We start from the raw sequence: 17,141 nt of genomic DNA, 5'->3' as shown, positions 1-17,141 counted from the left end.
ATATCAACACCTATAATACATAATGATTAAAAACGTTTTAATATCACATAATTCTATACCTACAAAGACTATTGGAAGTTGGAAACGTATGATAACAGATTTAAATGAAAATGATAATAGCATTTTTGATTATATAATCTGTCCCATTGAGAATGAGAATTTTTTATCTCATAAACATATTAATATAAAGGGATATAGACATTCTAAGCTATTAAATAAGTTTATAAAATTCTATAGATACAGAGATTATATTCTTGCTATTGAAAAAATATTTAAAACTGAAGAACAGATTGTAATTACAATAGTAGATAATTACGGGGTATTACTTGCAGTGGATTATCACCTAAAAAAAAGAGGTAAAAGGAAAGCTGTAAAAATTGTTTTTTTACAACATGGCCATAATTATTATTTAAGTCCAGAAAAAAAACAAGATTTTTTTAGTGCCATAGATTTATTAGTTGTTCTTACTAAGGCTTCTTATAAAATGCAGTTGTTAAACGTACATGCAATACCTTGCAGAATAAAGCAATTATATAATGGCGTAGACTCTAATTTATTTAAAAAGATTAGTGTAAGTGAAAGAAAAGAACTACAGAAAAGTATGGGGTTTGATTCTGATAAAAAATATTTTCTATGGTTATCACAAGATAGAAAAAAGAAGGGGCTTCACCTTATCCTAAAAGCATGGGAAAAAATCATTAAGAAACATAAAGATGTAGAGTTACTAATTATTGGTACTAAGCAGAATTTTAATACACAAAATGTAACTACATTAGGTGTTATTCCAAATAAAGAATTGCCTAAATACTATAACCTTTCCAATTTTTATTTGTTTCCTACATTATGTTATGAAGGACATTCTTTATCATTAACAGAAGCTTTAAAGAGTGGGTGCTATTGTATTGCCTCCGATTTAGGTCCAAATTCTGAAATTTTAGGAGATGGTAATTATGGTCAACTTGTAGATAATCCTAACTTTGAAAATTCTTGGATTGATGCAATTGATATTTCGCTTAAAACCTATATTAATAATGATTTAGAAAACCCCTATTTATCTAATATTCCTAAAAAGATATACGATTTGGTTGAGTGGCGTAATAAAATTACAGAAATTCTTAATATTGAAAAACAAAGTGTGCATTAATGCTTAAATATGAAAATAAATAAACCACATTTTATTATAGTTGGAGAAAGACGATCAGGAACTACTACACTCTATGATTTATTATGTAAACATTCTGAAATAGCAATGTTAAATATTTCTGATTTTGATTTTTTTATTGAACCAGAATTGTTCTCTAAGGAACCTCCAAGTGATTCAAAATTACAAGATTGGGATGACTATCATAATATTTTAGATTATTGGAAACTTTTTCCAGATCAAGCTAAACTCTTAGGTCAAAAAGATGCAGATTTATTATGGTGGAAACCTTCTCATAAAAGACTTGCTAAATTTTTACCTAACACTAAATTTTTAATTGTTTTAAGAAATCCAGTAGTACGAGCAGAGAGCCATTATTTTAATGAGCTGTCAAAAGGGCGTGAAACACTAAGTTTTCGTGGATCTATAGATAGAGAAGATAATACAGAGTTATCAAATTGGGAACGTTTACACTTACAATATAAGGCACGAGGGTGCTATGCAAAATCAATAAAAGAATTTTATAAGTATATTCCTAAAGAAAAAGTAAAAGTTGTTATTTTAGAAGAATTAATAAATGATTATGAAGTAGAAATTAGCTCAATTTGTAATTTTTTGGAAATTAAACAAGAAGAATTAATAAAACTTAACCCTATTCATTCTAATAAAGAAAAATTACTTGAAAGAAGGGCTTTTGCAAAAACACTTATATTAAGTAAAATATTTGATCTTTGGGAGCGTATAGTTGAAGGTGTTATTGTAAGAATGACTAAAAATAAAAGTAAACGAGAAATTTATAGAAGATATTTTATGGGCTTTTATAAATATTCAAAACGTAACAATAATAAAAATTTAGACAATGAAAGTGTAAAATTATTTTTACAAGATTATTATAAGAAATATAATGAAGAACTAGAGACTTTAATAGGGAGACCTTTAAGATATTGGTAAGATGTTTAGAAGAATTATAAATAAATTAGAATCAATATATCAATATAGGTATTTGTCTAGAAATGAAAAGTCGAGTTATAATTTCTTGTTAAAAAATGTTTTTAAAGGAACTGATATTGATTTTTTAGAAAAGGTTTGGCAATTAGATTACTTTAGAGAGGTTTTAGATATTCAAGAAATTGATAAGAAAAAATTAAAAAAAGTATTGATTCTAGCACCTCATCAAGATGATGAGGTTATTGGTTGTGGTGGTTTACTTAAAAAATTAGTAGATGAAGGGAGTAAAATTAGTGTCGGATTCTTAACTGATGGAGCTGAATTATCTAATCCTATACATTCAATAGTCACTAGAAAAAAAGAAGCTGAGACCTTGTGTGATTATTTAAAAATTGGGATGAGAAGTTTAGGTGTAAGTAATATTAGTTTAAAAATAAATAAACACCATATTGAAACATTATCTGATTGGTTAAGAGAAGACTGGGATGCTATATTTACTGTATGGCCAGTGGATCAACCTCCCAAGCATCGTTTGTGTGCTTATATGGTTGGCAAAGCTCTTGAAAATGTAGCTAATAAGAATTTACCTCTTTATTTGTATGGTGTACATACAGATGTATTGGCGAATTTCTATGAAGATATTACTGATGTGATTGATGATAAAGCAACCTTAATTAATTTTTATCCTTCTCAAATGCAAGCACAACGTTATGATCACCTATCAAGAGGATTAGATGCTTGGAGGTCTCGTTTTTTACCTGTTTCAAATAAACCAAGATTTATTGAGACTTATCTTAAAATACCTGTAGAAGCTTATGATGATTTTCAAAGTAGTTTTGAAAAATCTAATATTAATAAGTTGTTTAAAGGTCATGAAGCTTGCATAAATAGTTTTCGTATAATAAAAAGAATTAATAATTAACCTCTAATTTTATAAGATATTATTAATATTCACTTACTTATAACCGAAGTCAGAAATTATAAAGTTGTTAAATGAAAACGATAGCTATTATACCAGCTCGAGGAGGCTCTAAACGATTACCGAATAAAAACATTTTGGATTTAGGAGGATTACCATTAGTAGTTCATAGTATACAATATGCGCTGAATCAACCCGAAATAGATACAGTATGTGTGAGCACAGATGATGAAACCATTAAAAAAATCGCTTTAGAATATGGTGCTTTAGTGATTGATAGACCTAAACCTTTATCTGGTGATTTAGAGCCCACTATTACTGCCGTTCAGCATGTGTTAGGTGAGTTAAATGATGATACTATTGAAACTGTGGTGTTATTACAACCCACAAATCCGTTACGCCCTAGCACACTATTTGAAGATCTGTTTGTGCAATACAAAACCAAAAAATACGCTAGTGTCTTTACGGTGACTCGCAATCATGATAAATTAGGTAAGATAGTCAATAACACCTTCGTACCTTTTAATTATACACCAGGGCAACGCAGTCAAGATCTTGAACCTCTATATTACGAGAATGGCTTGTTATACATTACCTCAGCGAGTGCCATACGTGATGGTTATGTGATGACAGAAGATGCCTTGCCTTTTATTGTTAGTCATCCATATGCTAAAGTAGATATAGATACTCAAGAGGATTTTGATTATGCGGAATTTTTATTGAGAAAGAATATAAATCATGACAACAATTGAACGTAGCAACTAGTAGTGCGTTTATTTTATTATCAGATTGTTTCACTGCGTTCGCAATGACAAGTTCTAAAAAAACTTTTCTATCTCAATAACAATTTCTTATGTTTACCTCTTAGATCAAACATTATAAATAATGAATCCATATATAGAAATTTCAGGCCGCAAAATAGGTCCAGATTATCCCCCATTAGTCATTGCTGAAATCGGTATTAACCACGAAGGGTCTTTAGAAGTCGCCAAAGATATGGTGGATGCCGCAGCACGAGCGGGGGTTGAAGTCGTAAAGCACCAAACCCATATTGTAGAAGACGAAATGAGTGGTGCCGCTAAACAGGTGATTCCAGGAAATGCCGATATCTCTATATACGATATTATGGCACGTTGTGCGTTAAATGAAGCCGATGAATTGGCTTTAAAAAATTATGTTGAAAGTAAGGGGATGATTTTTATTTCTACCCCGTTTTCAAGAGCAGCAGCAGAGCGTTTAAACGGCTTTGATATTCCTGCTTATAAAATTGGATCTGGTGAATGTAACAATTACCCGTTATTAGAACATATTGCCCAATTTGGGAAGCCTGTTATTTTAAGCACAGGGATGAATACCATTGAAAGTGTGAAAAAAGCTGTTGCTATTTTTGATAAATATAAGGTGTCTGTTGCTTTGTTGCATACCACTAATTTGTATCCAACACCTATTCACTTGGTACGTTTTGGAGCGATGCAAGAATTACATGCGGCGTTTCCTGATAAAGTCTTTGGTTTAAGCGATCATACCCTTAATAATAATGCGTGTTTAGGTGCTGTTGCTTTAGGAGCAAGTATTTTAGAACGTCATTTTACAGATCATATGCAGCGTACAGGTCCGGATATTGTGTGTAGTATGGACGAGCAGGCTTGTCAAGATCTTATTATTGATAGTGCTGAAATGGCACTTATGCGAGGTGGAACGAAAGGACCAGCCAAAGAAGAACAAGTAACTATAGATTTTGCTTTTGCGACCGTTTGTACTATTGCACCCATTAAAAAAGGGGAGAAGTTTACTAAAGCTAATATTTGGGTAAAACGTCCGGGTACTGGTGAGATTCTGGCCGAACATTTTGAGTCGTTGTTGGGGAAAACAGCAACTAAAGCTATTTCTAGTGATGAACAGATGACTTGGGAGGACGTGGAATAATTGTGTTTCTTAATATACACCTTTAGGTTTTTTCAATACACACCCCTGGCCCCTCTCAAGAGGGGAGTTTGTTTTGTGGTTTAAAACAGAATCGGAGTAAGTAAAGCGTATGAGTATTCCCCTCTAGAGAGGGGTTAGGGGTGTGTTTTTTTGAGTTTGCGTATCTTTAGATATTATGGATATAGCTTTGGTTTTTTCAATACACACCCCCAGCCCCTCTCAAGAGGGGAGTTTGTTTTGTGGTTTAAAACAGAATCGGAGTAAGTAAAGCGTATGAGTATTCCCTCTAGAGAGGGGTTAGGGGTGTGTTTTTTTGAGTTTAAGTTTCTGAAAAAAAATCGTAACTTTAAGATAGTCAATGTTGTAGGTGTTCATGCTTATGAAAAAACGAAAACATATTCCTTATGATCCTAAGTTAAAAGCTTATGCTCGTGAATTACGAAATCATTCTACTAAGGCAGAAATTTATTTATGGTTAAAACTTAAAGGGAAACAAATGCAAGGCTATGACTTCCATCGCCAGAAACCTATTGATCGCTTTATATTAGACTTTTTTTGTTATGAACTCATGTTAGGTATTGAGGTTGATGGTGCTACTCATGAATGTCCAGATGTTCAGAAGAAGGATGGTATAAAGGATAGGCGTATGCAGCAATTGGGGATTTATGTTTTAAGGTTTACAGATTATGAGGTTAAAACTCAAATGGAAAGTGTTCTTCGTGCTATAGTGGATTATATTGAAGGTTATGAGTTGAAATAGATGTTATGGATATAGCCTTAGTTTATTAATGTATACCTCTGGGCTTTTTAATACAGACTTTTAGGGTTTTTCAATACACACCCCCGGCCCCTCTCAAGAGGGGAGTTTTAAAAAAAAGGTATGTGTATTCCCATTTCAAGATGCGATTGTAAGGTTGTTTAAAACAGGATTAGAGTAAGTAAAACATATGAGTATTCCCCTCTAGAGAGGGGTTAGGGGTGTGTTTTTTTGAGTTTGAGTTTTTAGGTATTTATATTTACAGCATTGGTTCTATTAATGCTTGTTTTTGGTTTCTTAATACATTTCTTCAGTTTCTCTTAATACAGACTTTCAGGTTTTTTCAATACACACCCCCAGCCCCTCTCAAGAGGGGAGTTTGTTTTGTGGTTTAAAACAGGATTAGAGTAAGTAAAACATATGAATATTCCCCTCTAAAGAGGGGTTAGGGGTGTGTTTTTTTTGAGTTTGAGTTTTTTAGGTGTTTATATTTACAGCATTGGTTCTATTAATGCTTGTTTTTGGTTTCTTAATACATTTCTTCAGTTTCTCTTAATACAGACTTTCAGGTTTTTTCAATACACACCCCGGCCCCTCTCTAGAGGGGAGTTTGTTTAGTGGTTTAAAAATTAAATCAAAACAGGGATAACCTTTAGGAAAAAACACGAAAATGTTTATCTTGTTCCCTCAAAATAAAACTCATACTGAGACTACATTGGAAGACCAACATACCAACAAAAACATTCTATTTCTTACAGGTACACGAGCCGATTTTGGTAAAATAAAATCACTTATTGAAGCTGTTGAAACTGCACCAAACTTAACACCTTATGTGTTTGTAACGGGGATGCATTTACAACATACCTATGGGTATACACTTGTTGAAATTGAGCGGTGTCAGTTTTCAAATTTGCATACGTTCGAGAATCATACGCATGAAACCACGATGGATCTTACTTTAGCTAAAACCATTACGGGCTTATCTGATTATGTAAAAACCTGTAAGCCAGATATGATTGTGATTCATGGAGATCGGGTAGAAGCCTTAGCGGGTGCTATTGTGGGGAGTTTAAATAATATTTTAGTCGCTCATATTGAAGGAGGGGAAGTGTCTGGAACGATAGATGAACTGTTACGCCATGCCACTAGTAAAATGAGTCATGTGCATTTTGTTTCTAATGCAGAAGCAAAACGCCGCTTGATACAAATGGGCGAATTAGAACAAGCCATTTTTGAGATTGGTTCTCCAGATGTCGACATCATGTTTTCGTCTCACTTACCTCATTTAGATACTGTAAAAACGTATTACGATATTCCTTTTGATGATTATGCAGTACTCATGTTTCATCCTGTAACTACCGAATTTAAAGACATGGAAACTTATGCCCAACATCTGGTCGATGCCTTGTTGACTGATACGCATAATTATGTGGTTATTTTTCCAAATAACGATTTAGGTAGTGCTGATATTTTAAAAGTTTACAAGGTCTTACAGGGGCATTCTAGGTTTAAAGTTTTTCCGTCTTTACGATTCGAATACTTTTTAACTTTATTAAAACACGCCCAATTTGTTATTGGGAATAGTAGTGCGGGGGTACGAGAAGCGCCTTATTATGGGGTGCCTGTTATAAATATTGGAACCCGACAACAAAATCGTGTTTCGTATAGCGATATTATAAATGTAGACTATACCCAAATGGCTATTACTACAGCGTTACGTGATATAGATAGCGCGCCAAGACAGGATGTCGCTGCTCAATTTGGTTCTGGTAATAGTGCTCAATTGTTTATGGAGTGTCTTAACCGGGCTGCACTATGGGAATTAAATCACCAAAAACAGTTCCGCGATTTATGAGTATAAAGCAACATGTATTATTTGTCGTACCTGATGGTGTGGGCATTAAGAATTATTTATATTCAGATGTCTTAAAACATCTTATCCAAGCAGGTGCAATGGTGAGCATATGGTCTCCTTTACCTGAGTCTGTATTTGATGAGGTCAAACAACTTCATAATATAGAAATTGGTTATAAACAATTAGTCTTAAAGAAAGAACCGGTATTAACGCGGTTCTATAGAGAAGCGACTACTTATGCGCGTTTATTGCGTAATACAGCTTTGCAAAATAACGCCACGATTTTAAGCAATTGGAATATTCCAAAACAAAACTTAAAATTAAAGCTCTTATATCAAAGTGCCATGCAGTTTGGGCGCTACTTAGCTAAAGATTACAAGCGTATTGTAAATTATGAAACGAAAAGCAGGCAAGGTTGGTCTAAAACAATCGTTGATGCCTATGTGGGTGATTTAAAGACTGTTGAGGCTACATCCCTATTTATTACTCATCAAAGAGTAGCTAGTTTAATGCCTATATGTATTGCCGCTAAAACCTTGGGAATAAACGTAAATACGGTTATTTTTTCTTGGGATAATTTACCTAAAGCACGCTTATGCGTGTGGGCAGATCAGTATTTAGTATGGTCTGAATGGATGCAACAAGAAATGAAACAGTATTATCCTGAGATTGAAGACTCAAAAATTAAGTTAGTAGGCACACCACAGTTTGATTTTTATTTAGATGAAAATAAAGTTATAGATCGAGAACAATTTGCAAAAACGTATGGCTTAGATCCTCAGAAAAAATGGATTTGTTTTAGTGGTGATGATGTAAGAACTTCGCCTTATGATGTTAATTTTTTAGAAGATGTTGGAGCCGCTTTATCTGACTATAAAGATACTATACAGGTGATTTTTAGACGTTGTCCTGCCGATTTTTCTACACGGTACGATTCTGTTTTAAATAGATTTAAGTCCTTTATGATTCCTATAGATCCGATATGGCATGTCGCAGAAGACGGTAATTGGACAGGAAATGTGTCTAAGTATGAAGATATCTCTATGCAAGTGAGTTTGGCATATCATTGTGAAACTGTAATAAACTTAGGATCGACCATGGCCTTTGATTTTAGCATGTTTAACACCCCGTGTTTGTATTTAAATTATAACCCTATTGAAAATGGGGAATGGCTTGTAGAGACCATATATAAGTATCAGCATTTTAGAAGCATGAAGGGACTTGATGCTGTAGGATGGATTCATACCAAAGATGCTATTGCGAGTGTCGTTCTAAAAACGATACATGATCCCAACACTATAGCGGTAGATCGTCAAGATTGGATGAAAGTTGTAGTGCGTCATCCTATACAAGAAAACTCAACATTAATTGCAAAAACTATTTTATAATGCACATCTGTTATATAACCAACGAATTTCCTAAACCAGGTTTTCCTCATGGAGGAGTAGGTACTTTTATAGCAACTTTGGGAAAAGCGCTAGTTTTAAAAGGGATTCAAGTGAGTGTAGTGGGGTTGAATTATGAAGATAAAGATGAAAAAGAACTAATTGATGGTATTCATGTTAGTCGTTTGTCACGGAAAAGAATACAAGGATTGGATTGGTATTTTAATTCGAAAGTTATTAATAGAGCTATACAAGAACGTCATAAAGAGCAATCTATTGATGTTGTTGAAACCGCTGAGTTAGGTTTAGGACTGATTAATAAAATAAAAGGCATTAAGTATGTTATTAGGATGCATGGTGGACATCATTTTTTTACTAAAGCAGAAAATCGTCCTACAGAATGGAGACAGGTTTATTTGGAGAAAAGATCCTTTGCTAAGGCTGATGAGATTTTAGCTGTGTCAGAATATGTAAAAGAAACAACACGAAATCTTGTAGGTCTTGGTAATGTACCAATAAAAGTAATTTATAATCCAGTAGATGTCGATAAATTTAATTACAAAGGAGAGCTAGAATATAAACCCTATTCCATATTTTTTGCAGGAAGTATAGTTGAGAAAAAAGGGATTAGACAATTAGTTCAAGCTTTAGAGTATCTTATAAAAGACTTTCCTGAAACTCATTTGTATATTGCAGGACGAGATGCATTGGTTCCAGGAACAAAATCCCCATATAGACCTATATTAGAAGAAGCTATTACTAAGGGTATAAAAAAGCATATTACTTTTTTAGGAGTGATACCTAATGAGGGAATTCCTAAATATATTTCAGAAGCAGCAGTGTGTTGTTATCCTAGCCATATGGAAGCTATGCCTTTAGCTTGGTTAGAAGTGTTAGCTGCTGGGCAAATATTTGTAGGAGCAACAACGGGACCAGGTCCTGAGGCTGTATCTCACTTAAAAACAGGACTCCTAGCAGATCCACATAATCCTAAAGATATTGCAGAAAAAATAAAATGGGTGTTTAATCATAAAGAGCAGGCTCAAGAATTGGGATTAGCCGCGAGAGAAGAGGTGATGAATCGTTTTAGTATAGATGTTATTGTAGAAGAGAATTTAAATTTCTACAGGGCGTTGTGTCATAATTAGGAGTAGTATGTTCAAAACATTTAAAACAGATTTACAAAAATATAAAGAATACAGTGGCAAATCCATAGGGATTTTGTTATTGACGCAACAAGGGTTATGGGCTTTGTTTGTTTATCGTATTTTAAATGGTATTTTTAAATCAAAACTTCCAGTAATTTTTAAGACTATATTGTTGGGCTTTGGAGTTATAACTCAAAAAGGAGTAGAGATTATTACAGGAATATCTATTCCGTACACGGTAACTTTAGGAAAGCGGTTTTATATAGGGCATTTTGGAGGTATAATAATTAATGCACATGCTGTAATTGGTGATAATTGTAATATCTCCCAAGGGGTTACCATTGGAGTGAGTGGCATTGACCAAAAGCGTGGTGTACCGGTTATTGGTAATAATGTTTATATTGGAGCACATGCTGTAGTCGCAGGTAAAATTACAGTTGGTGATGGTGCGGTTATAGGTGCAAATTCTTTGGTTACAAAAGATGTTTTAGGTCATACTACAGTTTTAGGGGTGCCTGCAATAAAAATAAATGATCATGATTCAAAAGGGTATATATGAATAATAAAACAAAAAAATTGTTGATAGTCTCTTTGGCTCCAACAATTTTAAAAGAAGGTAAATATTGGTCTTATTCACCATATGTTAATGAAATGGATTTGTGGTTTAAATATGCAGATGAGCAGCGTATTATTTCTCCATTTACTTACCCAGAAGAGGTGCTAATGAAACCTTTTAGTACCGATACTATAGAGCGGTATTATATTCCGTTTTTTGCTTTTAATACCATTATAAACATATTAAAAGCAATAGTGTTTATGCCTGTTGTTATCGTTCAGATGATTAGAGCTATGGCATGGGCAGATCATATTCACTTGCGTTGTCCTGCAAATGTGAGTTTGATTGCTAGTTTTGTACAAATTTTATTTCCTTGGAAAGATAAATCGACTAAATATGCAGGAAATTGGGATCCTAATAGTAATCAGCCTATAGCTTATCGCATGCAACAAGCTATACTTCGAAATACCTTTTTAACCCGAAATATGAAGGTGTTGGTGTATGGGGATTGGCCAGGTGAAACCTCTAACATATATCCGTTTATTTCAGCCACCTATCGGGATGCCGAGCGTGTGCCTTTTCAACCTAAAGATTATACACAAGAATTGGTATTTGTGTTTGCAGGGATGTTAGTACCTGGAAAGCGGCCTGTATTAACGGTTCAGTTTATAGAACAACTGAATACTCGGGGCATTCCTGCGCGATTAGAATTGTTTGGAGATGGACCATTACGTCCAGAATTAGAAGATTATATTGCGACACACGATTTAGGTTCGTGTATCACTATGCACGGGAATCAAGATAAAACGGTGGTGAAGGCTGCTTTGTTAAGCTCGCATTTTAATATTCTACTCTCTAAGAGTGAAGGCTGGCCTAAGGCCGTTGCGGAAGGTATGTTTTATGGATGTATACCTGTAACCACAGCGGTGTCCTGTGTGGCATGGATGGTGGGGGAAGGCCAACGTGGTATTATTGTATCTCCAGATTTAGAACAGGCTGTGAATCATTTTACCCAAGTGTTTAAGACCGCAAACCTGAATACCATGGCGGAAGATGCCTTAAACTGGTCGCAGCAGTATACTTACGACCGTATGGAAGCAGATATTAAGCGTGTGCTGGCTGGGACATTTGTTAGTAAGGTGTAGCATGGCAGGGTGTGAAATGGTATTTTACTATTATTATAAAACGGCCTTTTGCCATTATTATACTACCTCTAAATTACTATTATACACGAGTATATGTTACCCTTTTTACTTGTAAAGTTGCATGTTTTGATATAATGTGTACCTTTAAAGCGCTATTTAATAAAGAAACACAATATTAAAATTCAAGACCCTCCTATGGCTATAATCTTAATTACTGGCGGTGCTGGTAATATTGGCAGTCGTTTAGCTATGCTTTTGGCTAAAAACCCGAATAATCACATTGTTATTTTAGATAACCTATTAACAGGTGTACGCGCGCATGTTCCTAATCAGAAAAACGTCACGTTTATTGAGGCAGATGTTAATCAATGTCAGGATGTAGAGCCTGTTTTTAAACGGTTTCATTTTGATTATGTGTTTCACTTTGCTGCAGTCGTTGGCGTAAAACGCACCTTAGATCAACCAATTCAAGTGTTAGACGATATAGAGGGGATTAAAAACATCTTGTCTTTATCTAAACACTCAGGTGTAAAACGGGTGTTTTATTCCAGTTCGTCTGAAGTGTATGGCGAACCGTTTGAGGTGCCACAACACGAAAGTACGACGCCTTTAAATTCGAGATTACCTTATGCTATCGTTAAAAATGTAGGGGAAGCATTTTGTAAGTCTTATTTTGATGCCTTTGGATTGCCTTATACTATTTTTAGATTTTTTAATACCTATGGCCCACACCAAAGTGATGATTTTGTAGTGCCACGCTTTTTGCATGCTGCTTTAAAAGGTGACCCCATTACCATTCATGGGGATGGGTTACAAACCCGTTCGTTTTGTTATATAGACGATACGGTAGAAACCTGTATTAAAACCATGGAACAAGAACTACATATTAATGATGTGTTAAACGTGGGGAATGATAAAGAAATGACTATTTTAGAATTGGTAGAAACCATTATTGCTTTAACTCAGTCTAAATCGGAAATTATACACTTACCGGCTTTAAAAGAGGGTGATATGCGCAGACGCTGTCCGGATAGCACCAAAATGAAACAGGTATTACAGCGTGATTTAACGCCTTTAGAAACCGGATTAAAGCATTTGATAGACCATCGCTTTTAAACGGGTACACCATTGCAGCATGCAGCTTTGCTTACAGACTTGAACAGGCCGCTTTGATGTGCTAAAGAATAACTATAAAATGGCTGTAAGTTCTTGACAAATTTAGTATTTTCGACCCCAAAATAAGACGCACGATTTGAGGGTATTACAACTTATAGATAGTTTAGAGGCAGGAGGCGCTGAGCGTATGGCAGTGAATCTAGCAAATGGTTTAGCAGAAAAAGAAATAGATTCATTTATATGTGTAACACGAGCTGAGGGGCCATTAAAATCAGCTATATCTAATAGCGTAGAATATCTATTCTTAAAACGAAAGTATTTAATTGACATTCGTGCCTTAAAACGTCTAGAGCGTTTTGTAAAAGAAAATAATATTACAATAATTCATGCGCACGGATCTTCTTTTTTTATAGCATGGTTATTAAAATTAAAACTAATTAATTTAAAATTAGTTTGGCATGATCATAATGGTAATAGACCAGATGTAACAGGGGTATATCCTAAATTGTTAAAATTGTGTTCTAAAAAATTTAGTGCTGTTTTTTGTGTTAATGAAGTATTAGAAAAATGGATTCAAACTGAATTATATTGTTTAGAAATACAAGTGGTTCGTAATTTTCCAATGATTATATTGAGTAAGGATAACACTATTATTAAGGGAGAGCAAAATAAGCGAATATTATGTTTAGCAAATTTAAGATATCCTAAAAACCACTTGTTATTATTGGATAGTTTTAAACAAGTACATAGTCTTTATCCAGATTGGTCATTACATTTGGTAGGTAAAGTGTACAATGATGATTACAGTAATGCTGTAAATATGAGTATAGAAAATAAAGGACTAAAAAATTGTGTTTTTTTATATGATGCTTGTTATGATACTTCAAATATTATTTCTAAAATGGATATTGGTGTATTATCGTCAGATTATGAAGGGCTACCTATGACTTTATTAGAATATGGGTTAGGAGGAATATCTGTAGTCGCTACAAATGTTGGGGATAATAAAAAAATTTTGAAAGATGTAACTTATGGACAACTTGTTCCCGCTAAGGATTCTAAATGTTTGGCAGAATCATTATTGTATTTTATTCAAAATCCTACAGAAAGATTAAAATCAGCGGAAACTTTGAAGTTACATATTAATAATAACTATTCTAAAGATGCTGTTTTAAATGACGTTATACGTATATATACTGCTGTAAATAATTCATAATGGTTTTAAATCGATATCATAAAAAAAAATACCATTTTACCAACGACCTGTATGTGTTGTTGGTGGTGCTGCACCTGTTTGTGGGGATAGGGATTTTTTATATCCCGTTATTTTCTAAATTGTATTTTACGATTGTCTGTTTATATTTTATAGGTAAAGTACTGCTGTCTCCTACTCGAGAAAAAGTGATGTGGGTGTTGTTTGGCTGTGCTTATATCGCCGCAGCAGAATCTTTATTCCGGATGACGGGGGGCGGACTGTTTTATGAATTTTCTAAGTATTATGTTATTTTACTAGTGTTGATTGGGATGTTTTTTACTGGGGTATCTAACCACAGTTATCCTTACTTTATTTATTTTATTTTACTCGTACCTTCGGTATTAGTGGCTTCGACCACTTTAGGGTACGATTTAAATTTTAGAAAATCTATTGCATTTGTACTCAGTGGCCCTGTGTGTTTGGGAGCTTCTGCCTTGTATTGCTATGATAAAAAATTGACCCAAGAGCAACTCTTGCAAATTTTGGCCTGTATGAGTTTTCCGGTACTGGCTATGATGGTGTATTTGTTTTTGTATAACCCGAGTATTAAAGACGTTCTTAAGGGAACAGGATCTAATTTTGCAGCCTCTGGAGGCTTTGGGCCTAATCAAGTGGCAAGTTTACTAGGATTAGGTATGGTAGCCTTAACGGTGCGTTTTTTTTTAAAGTCCCCTACGGTGTTTTTAAAAGTATTTAATTTGGTATTATTGGCCTTGGTCTCTTTTAGAGCTTTAGTGACCTTTAGTCGTGGAGGGGTTATTGCAGCGGTAATGATGATTATTGGTTTTTTTGTGGTGTTGTATGGTAGGTCTACCTTTAAAAAACGGCAGCAAATTTTGGGATCTTTATTTTTATTAGGTATAGGAGTGTCTATTACTTGGATGATTACCGCGAACCAAACCGATGGCATGATAGAAAACCGGTATGCCAATAAGAATGCGACTGGAGAAGAAAAATCAGATATATCAACAGGGCGAGTCGGCTTGTTTGAGCGCGAGTTTGAAGGGTTTTTAAGGCATCCGTTTTTAGGGGTAGGTGCGAATGGGATGAAACAGGTGCGTTTGGAAGAAGAAGGTAAAATTATTGCGTCCCATAACGAGGTGAGTCGTTTGTTTTCTGAGCATGGTATTTTTGGTATCCTAATTTTAATACTTTTAATAATTACGCCTTTAGCCTATAGGAGTAAACAAAAAGGGAATATGTTATTTTATTCTTTTTTAATTTTTTGGTTTGCAACCATTAACCACTCGGCCATGCGTATTGCTGCGCCAGGTTTTATTTATGGGCTCTCATTATTACATATTACACATGAAAAAAAACGTCCTCTATCTAGGAAACAACTTATCGAACACTAAAACCAACGTTTCCTACATGAAAGGCCTTAGTGCGGCTTTGGAACGTGAAGGGTATACCGTAATTTGTAAATCGGCTATACAATCTAAACTGGGGCGGGTGTTCTCTATGGTTAAAGCAGTGTTAAAGTATGGTTATAGTATGGATAATGCCTTAATAGACACCTACAGTACCCAGAATTTTTACTATGCCGTTATTGTGAGTCAGTGTTGTCGCCTGATGCGTTTACCTTATATTCCCATTTTACATGGGGGAAATTTACCGCATCGGTTAGCACACTATCCAAAAATGAGTCGTATGCTCTTTAAGCATGCTAAGGTGTTAGTGTCTCCTTCGTTATATTTAAAAGAAGCGTTTATAAAACATGGGTTTGATCATGTGGTGTATATACCAAATAGTTTACAGTTGCAAAACTATCCGTTTACAGTCCGAAAATTAGATCCTATTCGCTTGTTATGGGTGCGTTCATTTTCAGAAATTTATAATCCTTGCTTAGCGGTCGATCTTTTGAAAGGATTACAGGACTTAGGCTATGAAGCACGTTTGTGTATGGCAGGTCCAGATACCGATGGGTCGCTTGCTACTGTGCAGGCCCATGCAAAAGCTTTAGATGTCGCGGTTTTAACGCCAGGGAAGTTAACGAAAGCCGAATGGATTACTTTGGCTGCAGATTACAATGTGTTTATTAATACCACGAACTTTGATAATATGCCCGTGAGTGTGATAGAAGCTATGGCTTTGGGATTACCTATAGTATCTACCAACGTCGGAGGCATGCCCTTTTTAATTGACCATGGTGTTGATGGCATATTGGTACCGCCTAATGATGCTGATGCTTTTATAAAGGCTATTCTTAGTTTACAAGAACAACCTGAACTTGCCAACCGTTTAGCTAAACAAGCGCGTGAGAAAGTAGAGGCTTTTGATTGGGATGTTGTTAACGTGCAGTGGCGGGAGGTTTTGAGTTAATGATTGGTGAAATGTCTTTTAATTAATATGCTCTAATAGATTCCTCGTACCTCGGAATGACATTGGATTTATTATCATCATTTGGGTATAGGATTATGTTTTTGTTTTCTTTGAGAATATGCTCTAATGGATTCCTCGTACCTTGGAATGACATTGGATTTATTATCATCATTTGAGTATAGGATTATGTTTTATTTTCTTTGAGAACATGCTCTAATGGATTCCTCGTGGCTCGGAATGACATTGGATTTATCATCATCATTTGGGTATAGGGTTTTGTTTTCTTTAATAACATGCTCTAATAGATTCCTCGTGCCTCGGAATGACATTGGATTTATTATCATCATTTGGGTATAAGATTATGTTTTTATTTTCTTTGAGAATATGCTCTAATGGATTCCTCGTGCCTCGGAATGACATTGGATTTATTATCATCATTTGAGTATAGGATTATGTTTTATTTTCTTTGAGAACATGCTCTAATGGATTCCTCGTGGCTCGGAATGACATTGGATTTATTATCATCATTTGGGTATAAGATTATGTTTTTGTTTTCTTTGATAACATGCTCTAATAGATTCCTCGTGCCTTGGAATGACATTGGATTACTTTCAGATATTTAGATGTTTATTGATTCTCAAAGTTTTTTCAACCATAAATCACTAATT

At 34.5% G+C, this 17,141-nt stretch carries 15 protein-coding genes; all 15 read left to right on the top strand.

The window, feature by feature from the left end:
* Positions 1-22 precede the first annotated feature (22 nt).
* The gene (locus Q1B05_RS15830) at positions 23-1,144 is read left to right on the top strand and encodes a glycosyltransferase family 4 protein (RefSeq protein WP_299781932.1); all 1,122 of its coding nucleotides are present in this window, start codon (positions 23-25) and stop codon (positions 1,142-1,144) included.
* A gap of 9 nt (positions 1,145-1,153) precedes the next feature.
* Positions 1,154-2,092 (top strand): sulfotransferase, encoded by a 939-nt coding sequence (locus tag Q1B05_RS15825; RefSeq protein ID WP_299781931.1) that lies wholly within the window; start codon positions 1,154-1,156, stop codon positions 2,090-2,092.
* A gap of 1 nt (position 2,093) precedes the next feature.
* Entirely contained in the window at positions 2,094-3,011 is a 918-nt protein-coding gene (locus Q1B05_RS15820) for a PIG-L family deacetylase (RefSeq protein WP_299781930.1), read from the top strand.
* A 71-nt stretch (positions 3,012-3,082) separates the two neighbouring features.
* On the top strand, positions 3,083-3,760 hold the full coding sequence (locus Q1B05_RS15815; protein ID WP_299781929.1) for an acylneuraminate cytidylyltransferase family protein: 678 nt from the start codon (positions 3,083-3,085) through the stop codon (positions 3,758-3,760).
* 133 nt (positions 3,761-3,893) lie between these two features.
* A complete protein-coding gene (locus tag Q1B05_RS15810) occupies positions 3,894-4,934 on the top strand; it encodes an N-acetylneuraminate synthase family protein (RefSeq protein ID WP_299781928.1) in 1,041 nt (346 codons plus the stop codon).
* Positions 4,935-5,313: 379 nt separating this feature from the next.
* Positions 5,314-5,694 carry an endonuclease domain-containing protein gene (locus Q1B05_RS15805; RefSeq protein ID WP_299781927.1) on the top strand — a complete coding sequence of 127 codons (381 nt, stop codon included), beginning with the start codon at positions 5,314-5,316 and terminating at the stop codon, positions 5,692-5,694.
* Between the two features lie 667 nt (positions 5,695-6,361).
* Complete coding sequence (gene neuC / locus Q1B05_RS15800) at positions 6,362-7,546, top strand: UDP-N-acetylglucosamine 2-epimerase (protein WP_299781926.1); 1,185 nt, start codon at positions 6,362-6,364, stop codon at positions 7,544-7,546.
* Complete coding sequence (locus tag Q1B05_RS15795) at positions 7,507-8,934, top strand: hypothetical protein (RefSeq protein ID WP_299781925.1); 1,428 nt, start codon at positions 7,507-7,509, stop codon at positions 8,932-8,934. Before neuC ends, Q1B05_RS15795 begins: the two co-directional genes overlap by 40 nt.
* The gene (locus Q1B05_RS15790) at positions 8,934-10,079 is read left to right on the top strand and encodes a glycosyltransferase family 4 protein (protein ID WP_299781924.1); all 1,146 of its coding nucleotides are present in this window, start codon (positions 8,934-8,936) and stop codon (positions 10,077-10,079) included. Before Q1B05_RS15795 ends, Q1B05_RS15790 begins: the two co-directional genes overlap by 1 nt.
* A gap of 7 nt (positions 10,080-10,086) precedes the next feature.
* Positions 10,087-10,638: a serine acetyltransferase gene (locus Q1B05_RS15785; protein ID WP_299781923.1), complete on the top strand. Its 552-nt coding sequence runs from the start codon at positions 10,087-10,089 to the stop codon at positions 10,636-10,638.
* On the top strand, positions 10,635-11,780 hold the full coding sequence (locus Q1B05_RS15780) for a glycosyltransferase (protein WP_299781922.1): 1,146 nt from the start codon (positions 10,635-10,637) through the stop codon (positions 11,778-11,780). The genes Q1B05_RS15785 and Q1B05_RS15780 overlap by 4 nt, the downstream gene beginning before the upstream one ends.
* A 195-nt stretch (positions 11,781-11,975) precedes the next feature.
* The gene (locus Q1B05_RS15775) at positions 11,976-12,896 is read left to right on the top strand and encodes an NAD-dependent epimerase/dehydratase family protein (protein ID WP_299781921.1); all 921 of its coding nucleotides are present in this window, start codon (positions 11,976-11,978) and stop codon (positions 12,894-12,896) included.
* A gap of 136 nt (positions 12,897-13,032) precedes the next feature.
* Positions 13,033-14,112, top strand: coding sequence for a glycosyltransferase (locus tag Q1B05_RS15770; protein WP_299781920.1), 1,080 nt, complete (start codon positions 13,033-13,035; stop codon positions 14,110-14,112).
* A complete protein-coding gene (locus Q1B05_RS15765; protein ID WP_299781919.1) occupies positions 14,112-15,506 on the top strand; it encodes an O-antigen ligase in 1,395 nt (464 codons plus the stop codon). The genes Q1B05_RS15770 and Q1B05_RS15765 overlap by 1 nt, the downstream gene beginning before the upstream one ends.
* Before the next feature lie 286 nt (positions 15,507-15,792).
* Positions 15,793-16,473 (top strand): glycosyltransferase family 4 protein, encoded by a 681-nt coding sequence (locus Q1B05_RS15760; protein WP_299781918.1) that lies wholly within the window; start codon positions 15,793-15,795, stop codon positions 16,471-16,473.
* Positions 16,474-17,141 lie beyond the last annotated feature (668 nt).

It is taken from the genome of uncultured Formosa sp. (assembly GCF_947500765.1).
Lineage (GTDB): Bacteria > Bacteroidota > Bacteroidia > Flavobacteriales > Flavobacteriaceae > Formosa.
This window is presented reverse-complemented; position numbering and strand designations above follow the sequence as displayed.